The following is a 15,821-nucleotide window of genomic DNA, read 5'->3' as shown; positions in this document are numbered from 1 at the left end:
TTAGCTAAGTAAATTCATCAGTTAATACGATATATTTCCAATTTCATTACAAGATATAAAAAAAAGAAGGGTTCCAGCGCTAAATTCAGTCTTTCTAACCAAGCTACAGTAACCCGTCAACTTGACAAGCTTAATATAGCTTCTATATATTTTAGTAACTAAAGTAAATTGGAGCGAGGCAATGTTATGAGCACAAAGGAAGAGAAACAAAATGCTATCCATAAGGTCATGGAATCTATGGCAAATGTGCAGCAGAAATCCCAGTTTTTCATTGATATGATCACTAAAAAGGAAACCCTGACTCACAATCAGATCATGCTGCTGTTTCAACTCCGGCTTACCGGAAGCTTGAACATTACTGACATCTCTGAACGCTTCGTGGTCACACCCGGAGCCGCTTCCTCCATGTGCGATAAACTTGAGGAAGCCGGACTTATTGAACGGGTGCGGACTAAAGAAGACCGCAGAGTTGTCAATATTGTCCTTACAGAACAAGGCGATCAGCGTATCCATACAATATTTGAAGCATTTCCTACCTCAGATCTGAATAAAATCTCCGGAACTTTAGAACAAATAAATAAATTGATGGAACAAATGATGCACTAACAGCCTTCATTTTGCTCCTTATCAGCTATACTCTTTTCTATAAACACTGTCTGTCAGGAAACTGACGGCAGTGTTTTTTATGTTAAACTCCCAATTTATTATATTGACTATATATTATAATGAATATATATTTTAATTATTAAAATATATTTTGAAGGACGGTACTGTAAATGTCCAATAATAACAATACTTATGAACGTACTGACATGATCGATCCACCGTTGAAGGTAAGAGGTTCGCTGTTTGTCCGAGAGAATATTCGTGCGGTTACTGTTGATGTGTTTGGCCACTTAAGTACTAAAAGTAGTGTCTCGACATCAAAACTCAAAGTATCTGGCGACTGTACAATTGGGGGGAATTGTAAGGCCAATCAGGTAAACAATCTAGGGAGTCTGCGCGTTCAAAATATCCAAGCAGATAATCTCCGATCTTCTGGATACATGTCCGTAGCAGAAAATGCTGCAGCCGGGACTTTTTATGCTGAAGGTGCTGTGAACATAAAGAGACTAAATGCAGATTCATCGATTGAGATCCGTTTAGGCAATAGAAGCACAGTCGAGGTTATGAGAGCTGGCGGTGACATTATCGTTAAACCCTCTTCCAAGTTGATTAATGCGCTGATGCACCCTTTTCGAAAACTCACCTGCACAACGATTGAAGGAACTAGCATAACGTTATACCGGACGACAGCTGACCTTGTGTGCGGTGAAGAAATCATCGTCGGACCGGGTTGTACCATTGGGGAAATCCGCTATAGCAAAAGTCTAACGGTGGATCTTAAGTCGCAAGTTGACCGAACTGTATTTTTAAACCAATAAAGGAGAGTCTACATGGAAAAAATCACTCATTTGTCAGGAGCCACTATACTCAAAAATATCGCCAAAGGTGCCACCATCTTGTTCTGTGTACCGATCCTTAGTGTCTGGGCCGTGGGGAGTGTTGTCTGTGCAATCATTGCACCTATCGGTGGTGTGCTAGGTATTGTTGGCATCAAAGGGATAGGACTAAATGCCTTCCCAGATTATGATTTCCCGAACATTCTCAGCCTTCCAATTGGTCTGTGCCTCTCCTTACTTTTGTTCATTTCTTTCTATTACACTCGTCGTTTATTGCGTGGATGCCTGCATTTTATAAAAAACTAGCGAACTGTAACAAGCTTGTATTCTCTTTGTTAATAGAAAGTGACCTACAACGCGCTGTTTTATTCTATACTTAAGGGGACTGGACTTTATCCTGGAGGTAATTATGAATAAAATCATCGCTATAGGAGCTATCACGCTCTTTTTGGCCGGATGCGGAGCATCGGCAACCATAGATATGGATACAACAATGGCTATTAATCAAACACAAGCTACTTCAGCACCACTGAAACTAATCGTGGACGGCGAAGCCGTTCTTCCTACTCTCTCCCCTTTTTTCCTAGATGATAAGGTCTATGTACCTGCAAAAGTACTAATGGAATACTACACCTCAGAACAAAAATGGGATAATAACTTAAAGACCTTGACCATCTCTGATGGAAGCAGTAGTTATGTTCTGACGCCGGACAATGAGTATATGCAAGCTGATGGATATCAAACCTCGCTTGAAGGACCAGCTATTCTACGAAATGGTATTTTATATATTCCTGCCGATTCCTTAAACTCTCTGTCTGGTGCCACTGCGCAGCTGAATGCAGCTGGAACTGAAGTATTAATAACATCAGGGGATGTTAGTACTACCGTCAGAACACCCAGCGAACCTCTCGCTATTGCTACAGAAAATAACCAAGTGAAGCTGTATACTGCCCTTAAAGATGGCGGTACCTACGAAGGATTTGTTGTAGAGGTGAACGGTAACAAGCATACATTTGATTGGGAAACACCCAGACTCCTAAGTTACCCTCCTGAGATTCATTATGCCGACATCGATCAGGATGGACAGGAAGAAGTCGTTGTCATTCTGTGGCTCGGAACAGGTACGGGCATGTCCATGCAGGAACTTCACGTGATTAAGCCTAACCCGTGGGAAGAAGTCACTGTCCCTTCTGCAGATAAAGCCGCCTCCGCATTGGTTACGTCAAAAATTTCTAATGAAAAAGGGGACGCCCTGATTCAAATTCAAGTTAAAGGCTCAACTCCATCCATGGTGACTTTGCGATATCCAGATCGTGCTGAGGATGGCAATCTAGGCGAACAAGCCGGCATTGGTGCTGTTACTCACTACATAGTGGAAGAGGGCAAGCTAAAGGCGGAAACAAATGTTTATATTGGATTTCTGGAGAGTATTGGCACACTAACCTTTGCCTACAAACCGGGAAAAGATGGAATGGAACCCGACTCTATTCGCTTTGAGGTTCATGAGGAATTAGCTTCTTACGTGGAGGGTAAACAGTTATGATTGATGCCCATATACATTTAGAGCAATATGAACCTGAAGTTGCCGAACAGATACTGAGTGAACTACCTGACATGGGAATTAAAGCCCTTATCGCTGTCTCTATGAATTTGGACTCTTGTATACGCACCCAAAGACTTGCAGCCATAAATCCCGGCGTGGTCCGTCCAGCTTATGGCTTTCATCCAGAGCAACCCCTGCCGCAGGATGCTGAGCTGGCTGCTCTGCTGAAATGGATCGAGAGTCAATCTAGTGAGGATTATATTGCTGTGGGGGAAATCGGGCTGCCTTACTATACGCGTGCTGAAGCTTTAGAACGTGGCGAAACCTTTGATATGGAGCCCTATATTGAGCTGCTGGATCAGTTGCTTGGGTTAGCTGCCCGTCTCGATAAACCTGTGGTGCTGCATGCTGTCTATGAAGATGCGCTTATTGCTTGTGATCTCCTGGAAAAACATAACATACAGCATGCCCACTTTCACTGGTTCAAAGGTCCAGAAGAAGCCATTGCCCGTATGATTAAGAACGGCTACTATATCTCCTTCACCCCGGATATCCTGTATGAGCCGGAGATACAGGCGCTTGCCCGCCGTTATCCCCCAGAGCTAGTCATGGCTGAAACCGATGGGCCTTGGCCGTTCGAAGGACCTTTTGCGGGGAAAATCACCCATCCGTCTATGATTCGGGAAGTCGCCGCTGCTTGGGGAGCGCTCCATGGTTACACCCCCGGCGAAGCGGAAGAGTTAGTGACTGCGAATACTAAGCGATTTTATAGCTTGTAGATAGTTTTATAGCTTGTAGATAGCTCTATAGACTATAGATAGATCTATTGCTTGTAGATAGTTCTATTGTTAGAGTAGAAGAAAGTCAGTGCCTTAGCTAGAATAGCCTAAAGTCAGACTAACGTTATGATTAAACACAGCTTGGCTTGTGAAGCCGTATTTTTCATAGTGGAAGTACTGTTCACAAGCCAACCTTACTTAATCCAAATCCCCTTACCCATTTTCGTTTCGGTAATATTTTTGCGTACATATTTTTGCGTATGTATTTACGTGGACGTATTTATGCGTACGTATTTATGCGTACGTATTTACTCGTACGTATTTATGCGTACGTAATTTACGCGTATGTATTTACGTGGACGTAGTTTACGCGTACTTATACCTGTACGCATTTATGCGTACGTGTTTATGTGTACTTATTTATGCGTATGTATTTTACGCGTACCCATTTACGTGTATCTAATTACGTGTACGTATTACCTGTACGTAATTACGCGTACGTATTTACTCGTGCGTATTCACTCGTACGTATTTACGTGTGTGAAGCCGCTATCGGACACAGCTGACCTTATATGCAGCAATTCCCCACTTTTGGGATGAGAAAGGACCCCAGAGTCGCTATTGGCATAAAAAACACCCAATAAGGTGCTCTTTTTAAGGAATAACGACGCTGGAGTCCGAAACCATGCTCCAAAGGCTAATAATCTGCGAATAATGTCATCTGGGTCCGTAAGCCTCAGGTTGATGATGACTCGGGACGCTTGTAAGCAGTCCCCAATAATCATAACCTCTCCACATCCACTAACGTTCCGCCTGCGAACTTCATTTTATAAATATCCGGCTTTGTGGTTTGAAGAAGAAAGCTCAGATCATATTTGGCATCAAAATAGTTCATCATAAGCGTCATGACTGCCCCGTGAGTTCCAATAGCAACCTTTTGACCGCTGTGATTGCTCAGTATTTCTGCCAGCACACTAACTGAACGCTTCTGACACGCATGAATGGATTCCCCACCAACTGGGACAAAATCCGGATCTTCAAACATTTTTGTCAGTAATGGATACAGCTCCTGATCAGTCGTAATCTTATTTCCGTCCGAGAAATGGATTTCCCGGAGGTCTTCAACACTCTGAATCTCTGCTCCTAACTCCTGCGCCAATCCAGAAATCGTATGTATAGCCCGAAGGTATGGACTTGAATAGAAGACTTGAATTCCTTCCAGACGTAGTTTTTCCGTTATCTTGCGGGCATCCGTCTCCCCCTTCGCGGTTAGTACGCGAGTCCTTTCAGTTTCTCCGGGCAGTTTGGGCGACTCACCGTGCCTCACCATGTAAATAAAAGTAGCCATCCTTTCCCTCCTTTACCTCTACAAATTCTAATGTTCTAGCCAATCTCCTCTACACACTAAAAAAGCCCTTACGGACGAGAAACTGTCCTATCGGGCTAGGTAATATTGTAACTTATAACGTTTCGTGCAGCAGTTGCTTTAGATCACAAAGTAATAACTTATTGAGAGGTCACTTATTAAGGAGATACTTATTGAGAAGTCACTTACTGAGAAGTCACATATTAAGGCGACTATGACTAAAGAGACTCTTAATTGCACTATATACAACTATTAAGCGTAAAAAGAGACATCCTGAGCAAATAAGTGTACTTTGTGCAACTAAAAATCATCATTCCTAGACTAAAAGGGAGAATATCAAATAATAACTGCACAAAGTACAACTAAATCCCAGTTTGATCGATGGAGGGGAATTTAACTGCACATTCTGCAACTAAATGCTAGGAAGTCACGCTAGATTATCTTTGCCACTCAACCTGTCTAGTCTAGCTAAGTATCTGCTAGGGAGTCACGCTAGATTATCTTTGCCACTCAACCTGTCTAGTCTAGCTAAGTATCGGCTAGGGAGTCACGCTAGATTGTCTCTGCCACTCAACCTGTCTAGTCTAGCTAAGTATCTGCTAGGTTGTCACGCTAGGTTCTCTCTGCCACTCAACCTTCCCAGTCTAGCTAATCTAGTCCAGTTAGGAAGTCCCGCTAGCTAGACTAGCGTGCTACCTGCTAGCTCCCCTCCATCACCTCAACTGTCCTAGATTGCTCCGCAGAGCTATCGTTCATCTCTTTCTGCGCAGGCCACAGCACACGCCCAAATGCGATGCCCAGCACACCAATCAGAGCGATTACGATGCCGAAATTCAAAAAGATACGGCTAGGCCCAGCAATCTGAACCATCATTCCGCCGAGAAGTGGTGCGCCAATCATAACTCCGCTAAGAATGGTACTCTGAATACCGAACACACGCCCTGTCATGTGCGGGGGTGTTTCTTTTTGCAGACAATAATTGAACGTGATAATAAAAATTCCATTCCCAATACCTAGTAAGAACCCTAATAGCAATACAGAAATACTGGAAGCTCCTGGCTGAAGCAGTCCAAGTCCCCCAACCGATAAACCCATCAGCACATAACCCGTTCCAAGCTTCCAGCCATAACCTGTTCCGCGATTCATTTTGTTCATGACCATAATGATGAATACAGCACCGCCTCCGGATGCCGCCACGAGCCAGCCCAGTAAAGATTCATTAGAGGGTGCAAGTACCCTAAATAGACTGGTGAATTGAAAATCAATCATCTGAATAGCCATTGAACAGACTATGCCAAACAGCATGGTATTTAGCAGCAACCTACTATGCAGCATAAAATTCCAGCCTTCTTTCCACATCGTGCGGAGAGCAACACGTTCCTCTTGATCGCCCTTGCCTTCTGTGCCAACTTGTTCTACTTCACTTTTCTTAACTGTAAGTAGGAGCAAATAGGAACAGCCTCTAAGGCAAGCATTGATCAATATACACCACTGTGGCGTAAGAACAGACAACGCGAAGCCGCCCAGTAAAGGTCCCGCGATTTTCGAGCCTTGATTTACAAGCCCATTAAGCGAGGTAGCTTGAAGCAGTTGGTCTTCTCTAACCATACTACGGGTCATCGACTGCTGAGCAGGCACGTTTAACGTAGAAATGGCAGCACGCAACATCAATAACGGGAGCAACCACACCATACTGGGAGCAAATAATACGAATACGGTTAACAATGCCGTAAGCAGATCACACATCCGCATTAGCTTCAGCTTGTTCAGTCGGTCAGCCACTACCCCTGCGAACGAGCCCAGCAAAATCCCCGGCAAAGCTATGGAGACCGGAATCAAAGCCAGCATTAGCGGGCTGGCCTGCCAGCGGTACCCTACGAGTACCTGAATTGCTAAGGCATCGAACCAATCCCCAAAGGTAGCCGTCGCATATGCGCTGTACACACGCATATACACCTTGTTCTTAAGCAGGCTCGTGCCTGCTTGTGTTGAAGCATTCATTAAACATTCCTCCAAATTACAATTAAGAACTTATTAGCATGACCTTAATGTAATGGAGAATTGTCAGAGAATTATCAGGGGGCAGTCACAAGGTTCGTAAGCACGGTATCCAAGGATTGTTCTAACCGATGGAATCCCCGCTCTTCCTTCTCCTGTTCAAATATATCCACATATTTGCGATACAAAGCTGGCTTAGGTGGAAACTGTTTACAAAAATGAACTATTCGGTACAATGCATATATCCGTATCGGCACGAACCCTGACATCTCAAGCACCTGAAGTGCCTCATCCAACAGTTGCTCGGCTTCACGCCAAGACTTGCGCCGTAGAAACCACAAGCCCCTTGTAACTTTATAACTACCAATCTCACGCAAATAAGGTTTCTCCAGCAAAAGTGCTTCAATGTCTGTTGCCATCCGTTCTATTACGTGATCTTCTGTTCCCATCCACAAGTGTGTAAGCATTTCTGAGGTCGCCGTTATAGGAATGAAACTCTCATACCCCGGCTCTTTAATCACTTCATATGTTAGCTTTAGTCGTTCCAGTGCTTTTTCCGGTTGCCCTGCCAGCGTGTACAAATCCAGAATATTTAGAATCTCCACTTCGCGATGCTGAGGCGGCAAAAGAATTTTTTTCTCAAGGACCAACTCACAGAACTCTAATTTTTTCTTAGGATCACCCAATAGAACATAACAGATTAATAAGGAATAAAACCGTTCCTCTATCCCCACCTCGGTTGTGTTCAGCAGCCAATCCAAATCTCCCTGTACAAAATGAATATAGATCGAATAAAACGGATCCATCGCATACCCCAAAACATCCTGTTGGCGTGCGAGGATTAACATCGAGCGACCTTGGCCATATAGGTGATATTTCTTGAATACCTCCCGCATCGTCTTTTGCATCTCTAAGTCATATGTAGTCGGATTGGCCATAGCAGCTGAGGGCTCCTGCATAGTCAGACTATAACCAAATCCCCGAACAGTCTTAATATCTAAGTCTTGAAACTTGCCTAGCTTTTTACGAAGCCGATAAATATGATCATCTACTGTTCGCTCTACCGGATATTCAAGCGGCCATACTTTATCCAACAGCTGTTCTCGACTGAATGTACGCCCTCTATTTTTATACAAGAACTGAAAAAGCGTAAATTCTTTTGGGAATAATTCTATCGTTATCCCTTCTGCGGTCACTTTATATTCACTTTCGTTTAATTCCAGCTGCATGATAGAACCTCACTTTCCCCGAACCCGCTCATTGGTTACATTATAACAGTCCGTCCAAGGCCTACTCCACCTCAAAAAAGAACATACAAAAAGAGCAACCCACAGATTCCTCTGCAAAATTGCTCTCTCCTCTTCTAACCCATGCCACTTACCCAGCCATATTGTTAAAAGAGTCCTGTTCACTAAACACGGAAATATGATCTACTGTACCGGTCGAGCTTGGAATAATAAATTTCAGCTGGTATTGGTCATTGGCTTGATAGGTGTAAATCTTATCGTCTCCGTTCACTTTGGTATCGTCAGGCTTGCCGAGTGTTGCCTCAATTTGCTTCAGCGTCAGCTTTTGCAGTGTGGAATCACTTGAACGAACATCGAAGATTAAACTTCCTTTATTAAATCCAAACACGACATGTTTGTCAGTGTAGGTAGCATAAATACCTTTTCCCGCTGACTCTTGTTGATCAGGTTTGCCCCAATCCGCTTCGACCTCATCAATGAGTCCGGTATGAGCGGCATATTTTACACCGGGTACCTTCCCCTTTTTGGCAAGCTCGAGCAACTCTTTAAGCTGTTTGTCGCTATTTTGTGAATTTGAGCCGGTTGAATCTTTATCAGTCTCCGTAGGGGAGGAAGTCGCTGCTGGTGCAGTTTCTGCTGGGGTGCTTGATGGACTAACTTCCGGCTCAGAGGTTGCTGTTACAGCCGTTTCTGTTGGCGCCGTTGCCTGGGATTCTGAATTCCCCGCCTCATTGTTCGAACTGCATCCAGCAAGCCCAATCATTCCTGCGAGTAGGATAGAGCCTGCTATTAATTTTATCTGTACTGGCATGATGTCATCTCCTTAATAGATTACCTTAAAGTCGTCTTACAAAAAATGAAACTGAACATACAGACGAGCTGAAAATCAAATAGTTGCAGGATAGCGGCAATTTTTCTGGATAACCCTCTTTTACCCATATCTACAAATATAAATTCATACACACTCTATTTTTCTACATAAAACCCTTTTTTCCGACACCTAACTCAAGTAAGTTTCTCTTTTAAAATCTCCACATAACTCCATCTAACTATAAACTCGTAAACTCATAAACCTATGAACTATATGACCTTACCCGTCATTCCCAGCCTCGAAGGGTTTCATTGCAGAACGTACAATAGAAAGGAGCTAATCCTGCTTGAAAAAGCGACCCATTGCAATCTGTACAATAGATTCCAACAGTAACCTCTTATCCGGCGAACTGCAATCGCGACATTTGTTGAATAATTTTCCATCCAAACGCAACCTTAATCCTCCAATCCGCATCTTATTAGTAAAGGGAGGGGAGCTACATCTGAATATTATAGAGAGAATTGTGGCAAAAGATGAGTCAGCTCTCCGCCTGTTAATGGACGAATATGGAGATATGCTGCTGCGAACCGCTTCTTTACTGCTCAAAGATAGACAAAGTGCCGAAGAAGCGGTACAAGATACTTTTATTCAAGCTTATGCCAAAATGAGTCAGTTACAGGAGCCGGATCGGCTGAAGGCATGGCTGATACGGATAGTAGTCAATCGCTGCCGCATGAGGCAAAGGACGTGGAGCTGGCGTAATATTTTCCCGGCGGGAGGGTCAGAGCTGCAAACTAACGAGGATGCTGACTTCACAGCCGGAGCGGAAGAGCTTTTTATGGTGGAATGGCATAATGTCAGGCTCGCCGAGTCCATGAGAAATCTCGACTATCTATACCGTGAATGTCTGACGTTATATTACTTTCATGAGATGAGTATCCGGGAAATTTCCGAGCAATTAAATACATCTGAAAATACGATCAAATCCAGACTCGCCAGAGGCCGGACGCTCTTAAAAAAGATTTTGGTGAAGGAGGGACATTTCTTATGAATACAGAACGCGATGCGGTCAAAAAGCAGCTGGATGAAGAATTAAAGAACCTCCAGTTCACTGGACACGACCGGGTCATTAAGCAGACTCATCCTCCAACCTTTGGAGCCCGTTTATTGGCGCTGTGGAATAAAGAAATTGAGATCCCTGTCAAACCTATAGGTGCGATCGGTGCTATTATTTTAGTAGTTTCGCTTACCCTACATCAACCAGAGGTTAAACAACAGCCACAACAAAATACCCCGCAGCGTGCGAACCGAGAACTAATCGAAGCTGGAGGCAATACGTATTGGAAGGATATCTACGAGCAGGCGGTGAAAAAACATGAGAATTAAGATAAAAATCAAACATCTGGTGTTATTCGTGTTACTCCCTGCCTCCCTGCTTATTCTTCTGTTTAACTTCTTACCTTCACAAAGGCAGATAGATCAGAGCACAGCTATTCAATCTAACATAGCTAGAACTGATCTTCTGCAAAAGCTGGCTTCCACAACCGGGAGTAAACGTATCGAGCTAATCCGTACAAACATCCTTGATAAGGATCACAGCTATGATCCCTACAGATATGACGTTAATGTCAGCCCTTCGATGAGCCAGTGGAGTAATGATGAAACCCAGCGTTCCGGTCTGTTACCGGAGGACATAGTACCTTTGCTTGAGGAATATATCCTTGAGGGGCCTTCGGACAATACACGTATATTTGCGGCTAAGCAGTTAGCTTATGAATATGATGCTCTTGGCCGAAAGGAAGATGGAGATCAAGCGCTAATCACCGCAACGAAACAGTCAAACAGCAACTCCGATATAGCTAAACAACTGGAGCTCCTTCGAGCGGAGCGAGCCCTAAATAGTGGCGATATAACAACCGCTGAAACAATTCTTGAACAAACCCCCTTTCCATCCGAGTATCAGGAAGAGCTAAACGCACAAAAAGCATGGCTTACCGGGCGTTTACTCTTTACAAAAGGCGAAGCGCAGGAAGCACTTGCCGTAGTAAAAGATGGCTTGGAGAGGTACAAAAAATTCTGGCAGGATATTCATAAACAAATGAACGCTGCCACCAGCAGTTCGAACGAAGGCTCCACAGACAATACAGGATCAGCAGCAGCACCAGAAGCTGGGACTTCAGATACTGAAAGACAGCTGGAATCGCTTCGAACCGCAATTCAGTCTGCTATAGATATGGGAAATACTTCAACTGCTGTCGTCTCCGGTACCCTTACACGAAGCGATGGCACCCCAGTTCCGCGGGCAGGTATTTTTCTCCGTGCTGAAAGCGAAGTTAACCATAGCATCACTTCTGCTGAACCCTACCGAATCGTCACAGATACTGAAGGACGTTTCGAATTTCACGGTGTGATTCCGGGCTTTTATCAGTTACAGCTTGGACTTGGCTATGATCAGATCGACGGTTCGACCTGGCCTGTACAATATGACGATTGGATTGAAGTTAAACCGGATGGCAGGTTGAATGAGAGCATAGTTCTACAACCTCTGCTTGAGCTGCAGTCTCCCATTAATCAGGAAACCCTAACGGGCAAGACCATAGATTTCCGCTGGAAAGCTGTTGAAGGTGCAGCTTACTATCGTTTAAGCGGTGGCGGGGAGGGGGCCGTGTTGGGTGTACAAATTCGGGATCGTATTGTAGATAATCATATCTCCATTCCAGTAGAAGAACTTTACGATGGCGGCGGTTTTTCCTATGGCAGCAGTGGAGATGGCTGGGAATCTATTGACCCCCTCTCCCTTCTCGGATTTATGAATCCCGAAGTGCGCTTTTCTTGGAATATTGAAGCCTTAGATGCAGATGGACGCCTGATTACCCGCAGTAATGGCTACAGGCTGAACGAAGACACTGTCGGCAATCTGCCGTTCTTTTATCTCAAGGAAAGAGAGCTTACTGCGGCTGACCAACTACTACTGGATAAGAAAACGGATCAGGCACTAGAAATGTACCAACAAAATATTGCCGATGACCCACAGGATGTTCATGCCCTGCACATGCTAGTAAAGATGATGCTGGCAAAATCATCCCTCACAAAGGATACAACATTAGAAGATAAGGCGATTCCTTTACTCGAAAAGCTAATACAACTACAGCCTTCTACTAATTACGCCTTCACATTATCGCAGTACTATTTTGACCATGCCGACTGGAAGTCGTATAACAAATATTATTCCTACTACAACGAACTAAACCGACCCAATACTAACGGTTATGTACTTTCTATTAACGCCACAGCCCTCATGCAACAAGGGAAGCTTGAAGAAGCTCGTAAACAATTCGCGATCGCCCTAAAGTATGATGATAGCCATCGTTTTATTGGCAGCTTTTTGGCGGCAGAATTATACGCTGGTGAATCACTCTCTTCGGTAATGACACTTGCTGAGCGTTATCCTGAACTCAGCTTTGGTCATAGTGGGTATCGCTGGCCACAAATGATTAAACAACTGTTAGCGGAACGAAAAAATCAACCTAAAGTCTTTGACCAAGAGTTAAAAGAGAAGCTTGGATGGTATATGAATGGTCAAACTGATGAGTTAAAGCAATGGATCGCAAGTGCCAAACCCTCCGCTCTGAAGACCTTTATGCAGGAGGTTTTAGAGGTACGCTAATTCATTAAAATACCAAAATCCGGTCCCGCTCGATAAATTCGAGCATGGACCGGATTTTTAATTACACATAATCTTTTATTTAGATTTAGCTTCCATCATGTAATTCTGGAAATCCGTGATACTTGGGTTAGACATATAATGACCACCCTCTACTTCAATCGTTTGGCCTGTGATGAATTTGGATTCATCCGATGCCAGGAACAAAACCGTATTGCCGATATCATCGGCTTCACCGTGATAAGGTAGGGCGTTGAATTTTTGAAAAATATCCAATACAGCTGGCGGCATATTTCTTGCTGCCGCAGGTGTCAGGATCAGCCCTGGTGCCACGCCGTTACAACGGATTTTGTCTTTACCATATTGTGTAGCAATGTATCGAGTAAGGTTCACAACCGCTGCCTTAGAGGAGCCATAAGCAGTACGCAATGAATCCCCAGCGAATGCTGACATCGAAGCCGTGTTAATGATCGACCCTCCGCCCGCTTTAATCATATGAGGAATAGCAAAACGGCTGCCTAACAGAACACTTTTAGTATTCACGTTCATCAGGCGATCCCATTCTTCCAAATCTATATTGACCACATCAAGGTCTTTTTGCAGATTAGTTAGACCTACATTATTAAACAATATTGTGATGGTGCCATACTGAGCAACTGTGAAATCAACAGCTTCCTTGATCGAATCCGCTTGGGAGGCATCTAAGAAAAGACCTTCAGCTTCTCCGCCTTCACATTTAATCTTAGATGCTGCTTCTTTGGCTGCTTCCACATTAAAATCGGCAATGACAACCTTTGCTCCTTCTCTAGCTAATAGAGTGGCAGCTGATAAGCCAATACCTGAAGCGCCTCCAGTTACTAATGCAACTTTACCTTGAACTCTTCCCATGTTCATACCCCTTTATAATGTTATTGTGCTTCTAAGATGACTTGGTTTATGTTTCAGAGCTATCAAAGCTCATTAACAACTTCTCATAGATTTTCAAGAATTGCTGCAGTTCCTCCTCATTGAGCTTTTGGAACATTTCAGCTCTTAGCTCCTGTCCCTTAAGCTGTGCTTCCTTCAGAACGTCTTTTCCTTTGTCCGTGATAGATAGAAGTACATTCCGTCGATCATCTTCGTTATATTTTCGCTCGGCCATCCCCTGCTTAATTAGTCGATTAGCAATGTTTGTCATTGCTCCTGGCGTATATCCTAGTCTCTTAGCCAAAATAGTCTGCTTCAAGGGGCCTTTTTTATTCAATTCACCCAAGACTAGAACTGGAGATATCCCAATATTGTGATCAAATGCGTTCATCCATCGAACAATAACTTCATTCGTAAATAATTCAACTGCATGTATTAGCTTAAAAATATCTGGATTTTCCAAGAGGTTCTCCTTTGACATTCATGATGATCGGCTGCTTATAAAAGTATTTTAACACTAAAATATTTAATAGTAAAATACCTAATATTTAAAAAAAGAATGCTTGGTGAAAAGCATTCTTCAAATTGCGGATTTATCAACAACATAAGTGCCAGCCAGCAAATCGTGAATCGCACGTTTACGGGGATGGAATCCAACCAACAGGTAATCCACCAGCATGATTGGACCCAGGATTTGAGTGAGGTCAAAAGCCAAATCCGACCATAAGTATAATTTGGCGGAAATAACGGTAAAGTCATAGCTGCTGACCGCAATTACCATTGAAAGAATCATACTAATCATTCGGAAAACATTTCGAATCAGAGCTTCCTTCACTGTTGGGTAATTCCCGTGTTCATTGACAATTTTTATTTTTAAAATCAGCTTCCCAGGGGTTCCGCCAAATCTAACGATCATAAAGATATCAAATGCGATAAACAAAATGTACTCCAGGATAATAGGTATCTCCGAGTGTAATGAAACAGCTAATGAATTGAGTATCCAGTATACGATAACCCCAGGTATTCCAATGACCAAGAAATCAAGAATGGAAGCCAGCACTCTTTTCCAAAACCCTATGAAATTCTCCTGATCCAAATGCTCGGGTAGAATGTTATCCATGCAAGCACTCCTCTCTCTATCGTTTACTTTGTCGCTCAATCCCTATTTAACAATCCCTTCCTCAGATGCTCTTGGATAATGGGCTCCAGCTCTTTGTTATTTTTAACAATTACCCGTTTATCAGACAGAGTATCCGTTAACTCTATAATCCTATGTGCGGCCTCCTGATCATATCCACGGTTCCATTCAAAAATCATCACATACAGATTCTTAAATGACTGCTTGTAATTCGCTTGCTCTAAACCCAGTCTTGTTTTTATAAACCTTGTAAACACTCTCAAATCCCTGATCACTTTATTAGGGTTCAAAATAACGATTAAGTCAGCAGCTTTAAAACTCTCTTGTCCCCATTTGTAATGTGCACCTTCCAGAATCCATGAGGGTTTATCAAGGATTTCTTCCAACTGAGCATCCCTTGCTTCAACTGAAAAACGCAAATTCTCGGCACTTCTGTCCCATACCAAGTTGTCTGTCTCGTAATACTCTACACCATATTTTCTAGATAACTCCCGGGCAATATAGGATTTGCCGCTGCCGCAAGCACCTATGATCCTAATCTTCATAAGCTCAGCCCAGCCCTAGCGGCAGGATTATTAGTCCTATGGAAATTACGGTGATTATTCTTGTGGTGAGGAGCGTTAGCTTTTGGTTCTTCTCTGATTTATACCAGCCTTTAAACTGAAAATGATTCCGGTACAGCATAAAAAATAACAATAAATTCCCGAATCCCATACTCCAGCTATACACGGGCTGACCAAATATCAATTGATAGATCAATCTTTCTGCCCAACCCAAAACTAATAAAGTCAGCACAAGCAATATACATAATCGAAGTAATTCCAATATAAAAGAGCCCAATTTCAGCAATTCTGCAACCATCCTCTCAAGGTTTCTTTATCGCCAAAAAATCCACATTCCTCCAAATTATACACCTTACACCTTACG

The 15,821-nt window shown here is 43.3% G+C and carries 17 protein-coding genes; 8 read left to right on the top strand and 9 right to left on the bottom strand.

Going from position 1 to position 15,821, the window contains the following annotated elements; genetic code table 11:
* The first annotated feature begins 186 nt into the window (after window positions 1-186).
* The 5 genes from NSQ66_RS05435 to NSQ66_RS05415 all read left to right on the top strand — a co-directional run bounded on the left by NSQ66_RS05435 (window position 187) and on the right by NSQ66_RS05415 (window position 3,764).
* A complete protein-coding gene (locus NSQ66_RS05435; protein ID WP_051491478.1) occupies window positions 187-606 on the top strand; it encodes a MarR family transcriptional regulator in 420 nt (139 codons plus the stop codon).
* 170 nt (window positions 607-776) lie between these two features.
* Window positions 777-1,424, top strand: coding sequence for a hypothetical protein (locus tag NSQ66_RS05430; RefSeq protein ID WP_036686760.1), 648 nt, complete (start codon window positions 777-779; stop codon window positions 1,422-1,424).
* 12 nt (window positions 1,425-1,436) lie between these two features.
* Window positions 1,437-1,748 (top strand): hypothetical protein, encoded by a 312-nt coding sequence (locus NSQ66_RS05425; RefSeq protein ID WP_038569032.1) that lies wholly within the window; start codon window positions 1,437-1,439, stop codon window positions 1,746-1,748.
* A 103-nt stretch (window positions 1,749-1,851) separates the two neighbouring features.
* Window positions 1,852-2,985 carry a copper amine oxidase N-terminal domain-containing protein gene (locus NSQ66_RS05420; protein WP_052096814.1) on the top strand — a complete coding sequence of 378 codons (1,134 nt, stop codon included), beginning with the start codon at window positions 1,852-1,854 and terminating at the stop codon, window positions 2,983-2,985.
* A complete protein-coding gene (locus tag NSQ66_RS05415) occupies window positions 2,982-3,764 on the top strand; it encodes a TatD family hydrolase (RefSeq protein ID WP_038569031.1) in 783 nt (260 codons plus the stop codon). The genes NSQ66_RS05420 and NSQ66_RS05415 overlap by 4 nt, the downstream gene beginning before the upstream one ends.
* A 781-nt stretch (window positions 3,765-4,545) precedes the next feature.
* Here NSQ66_RS05415 and NSQ66_RS05410 read toward each other — a convergent pair.
* The 4 genes from NSQ66_RS05410 to NSQ66_RS05395 all read right to left on the bottom strand — a co-directional run bounded on the left by NSQ66_RS05410 (window position 4,546) and on the right by NSQ66_RS05395 (window position 9,186).
* Window positions 4,546-5,112: a histidine phosphatase family protein gene (locus NSQ66_RS05410; protein WP_076141950.1), complete on the bottom strand. Its 567-nt coding sequence runs from the start codon at window positions 5,110-5,112 to the stop codon at window positions 4,546-4,548.
* A 717-nt stretch (window positions 5,113-5,829) separates the two neighbouring features.
* Entirely contained in the window at window positions 5,830-7,131 is a 1,302-nt protein-coding gene (locus tag NSQ66_RS05405) for an MFS transporter (RefSeq protein ID WP_036680431.1), read from the bottom strand.
* A 74-nt stretch (window positions 7,132-7,205) separates the two neighbouring features.
* Window positions 7,206-8,357, bottom strand: coding sequence for a winged helix-turn-helix domain-containing protein (locus NSQ66_RS05400; RefSeq protein WP_052096812.1), 1,152 nt, complete (start codon window positions 8,355-8,357; stop codon window positions 7,206-7,208).
* Window positions 8,358-8,505: 148 nt separating this feature from the next.
* Entirely contained in the window at window positions 8,506-9,186 is a 681-nt protein-coding gene (locus NSQ66_RS05395; RefSeq protein ID WP_038569023.1) for a YjgB family protein, read from the bottom strand.
* Between the two features lie 523 nt (window positions 9,187-9,709).
* Between NSQ66_RS05395 and NSQ66_RS05390 the strand changes: the two genes are divergently transcribed.
* Genes NSQ66_RS05390 through NSQ66_RS05380 form a run of 3 tightly spaced genes read left to right on the top strand, consistent with a single transcriptional unit; the run spans window position 9,710 to window position 12,853 of the window.
* Window positions 9,710-10,237, top strand: coding sequence for a sigma-70 family RNA polymerase sigma factor (locus tag NSQ66_RS05390; protein ID WP_280513451.1), 528 nt, complete (start codon window positions 9,710-9,712; stop codon window positions 10,235-10,237).
* Window positions 10,234-10,572 carry a hypothetical protein gene (locus tag NSQ66_RS05385; RefSeq protein WP_038569021.1) on the top strand — a complete coding sequence of 113 codons (339 nt, stop codon included), beginning with the start codon at window positions 10,234-10,236 and terminating at the stop codon, window positions 10,570-10,572. Before NSQ66_RS05390 ends, NSQ66_RS05385 begins: the two co-directional genes overlap by 4 nt.
* A complete protein-coding gene (locus NSQ66_RS05380) occupies window positions 10,562-12,853 on the top strand; it encodes a carboxypeptidase-like regulatory domain-containing protein (RefSeq protein ID WP_076214298.1) in 2,292 nt (763 codons plus the stop codon). The genes NSQ66_RS05385 and NSQ66_RS05380 overlap by 11 nt, the downstream gene beginning before the upstream one ends.
* A gap of 75 nt (window positions 12,854-12,928) precedes the next feature.
* On the opposite strand, the gene NSQ66_RS05375 is transcribed toward NSQ66_RS05380, so the two are convergent.
* The 5 genes from NSQ66_RS05375 to NSQ66_RS05355 all read right to left on the bottom strand — a co-directional run bounded on the left by NSQ66_RS05375 (window position 12,929) and on the right by NSQ66_RS05355 (window position 15,743).
* Entirely contained in the window at window positions 12,929-13,738 is an 810-nt protein-coding gene (locus tag NSQ66_RS05375; RefSeq protein ID WP_038569017.1) for an SDR family oxidoreductase, read from the bottom strand.
* A gap of 46 nt (window positions 13,739-13,784) precedes the next feature.
* Window positions 13,785-14,219 (bottom strand): MarR family transcriptional regulator, encoded by a 435-nt coding sequence (locus tag NSQ66_RS05370; protein WP_038569016.1) that lies wholly within the window; start codon window positions 14,217-14,219, stop codon window positions 13,785-13,787.
* Window positions 14,220-14,336: 117 nt separating this feature from the next.
* Window positions 14,337-14,876 carry an RDD family protein gene (locus NSQ66_RS05365; RefSeq protein ID WP_036680417.1) on the bottom strand — a complete coding sequence of 180 codons (540 nt, stop codon included), beginning with the start codon at window positions 14,874-14,876 and terminating at the stop codon, window positions 14,337-14,339.
* 35 nt (window positions 14,877-14,911) lie between these two features.
* Window positions 14,912-15,439, bottom strand: coding sequence for a hypothetical protein (locus tag NSQ66_RS05360; protein WP_036680415.1), 528 nt, complete (start codon window positions 15,437-15,439; stop codon window positions 14,912-14,914).
* 4 nt (window positions 15,440-15,443) lie between these two features.
* Complete coding sequence (locus NSQ66_RS05355) at window positions 15,444-15,743, bottom strand: hypothetical protein (protein ID WP_143763147.1); 300 nt, start codon at window positions 15,741-15,743, stop codon at window positions 15,444-15,446.
* Between the last annotated feature and the right edge of the window lie 78 nt (window positions 15,744-15,821).

Source organism: Paenibacillus sp. FSL H3-0329, from assembly GCF_037963285.1.
GTDB lineage: Bacteria > Bacillota > Bacilli > Paenibacillales > Paenibacillaceae > Paenibacillus_AQ > Paenibacillus_AQ odorifer.
This window is presented reverse-complemented; position numbering and strand designations above follow the sequence as displayed.

Excerpts from the sequence above, each read along its gene's own strand:
- NSQ66_RS05415 (WP_038569031.1), top strand. The coding sequence starts at position 2,982 with ATGATTGATGCCCATATACATTTAGAGCAATATGAACCTGAAGTTGCC.
- NSQ66_RS05360 (WP_036680415.1), bottom strand. The coding sequence starts at position 15,439 with ATGAAGATTAGGATCATAGGTGCTTGCGGCAGCGGCAAATCCTATATT.
- NSQ66_RS05405 (WP_036680431.1), bottom strand. The coding sequence starts at position 7,131 with ATGAATGCTTCAACACAAGCAGGCACGAGCCTGCTTAAGAACAAGGTG.
- NSQ66_RS05435 (WP_051491478.1), top strand. The coding sequence starts at position 187 with ATGAGCACAAAGGAAGAGAAACAAAATGCTATCCATAAGGTCATGGAA.
- NSQ66_RS05365 (WP_036680417.1), bottom strand. The coding sequence starts at position 14,876 with ATGGATAACATTCTACCCGAGCATTTGGATCAGGAGAATTTCATAGGG.
- NSQ66_RS05395 (WP_038569023.1), bottom strand. The coding sequence starts at position 9,186 with ATGCCAGTACAGATAAAATTAATAGCAGGCTCTATCCTACTCGCAGGA.
- NSQ66_RS05400 (WP_052096812.1), bottom strand. The coding sequence starts at position 8,357 with ATGCAGCTGGAATTAAACGAAAGTGAATATAAAGTGACCGCAGAAGGG.
- NSQ66_RS05420 (WP_052096814.1), top strand. The coding sequence starts at position 1,852 with ATGAATAAAATCATCGCTATAGGAGCTATCACGCTCTTTTTGGCCGGA.
- NSQ66_RS05430 (WP_036686760.1), top strand. The coding sequence starts at position 777 with ATGTCCAATAATAACAATACTTATGAACGTACTGACATGATCGATCCA.
- NSQ66_RS05385 (WP_038569021.1), top strand. The coding sequence starts at position 10,234 with ATGAATACAGAACGCGATGCGGTCAAAAAGCAGCTGGATGAAGAATTA.
- NSQ66_RS05380 (WP_076214298.1), top strand. The coding sequence starts at position 10,562 with ATGAGAATTAAGATAAAAATCAAACATCTGGTGTTATTCGTGTTACTC.
- NSQ66_RS05410 (WP_076141950.1), bottom strand. The coding sequence starts at position 5,112 with ATGGCTACTTTTATTTACATGGTGAGGCACGGTGAGTCGCCCAAACTG.
- NSQ66_RS05375 (WP_038569017.1), bottom strand. The coding sequence starts at position 13,738 with ATGGGAAGAGTTCAAGGTAAAGTTGCATTAGTAACTGGAGGCGCTTCA.
- NSQ66_RS05425 (WP_038569032.1), top strand. The coding sequence starts at position 1,437 with ATGGAAAAAATCACTCATTTGTCAGGAGCCACTATACTCAAAAATATC.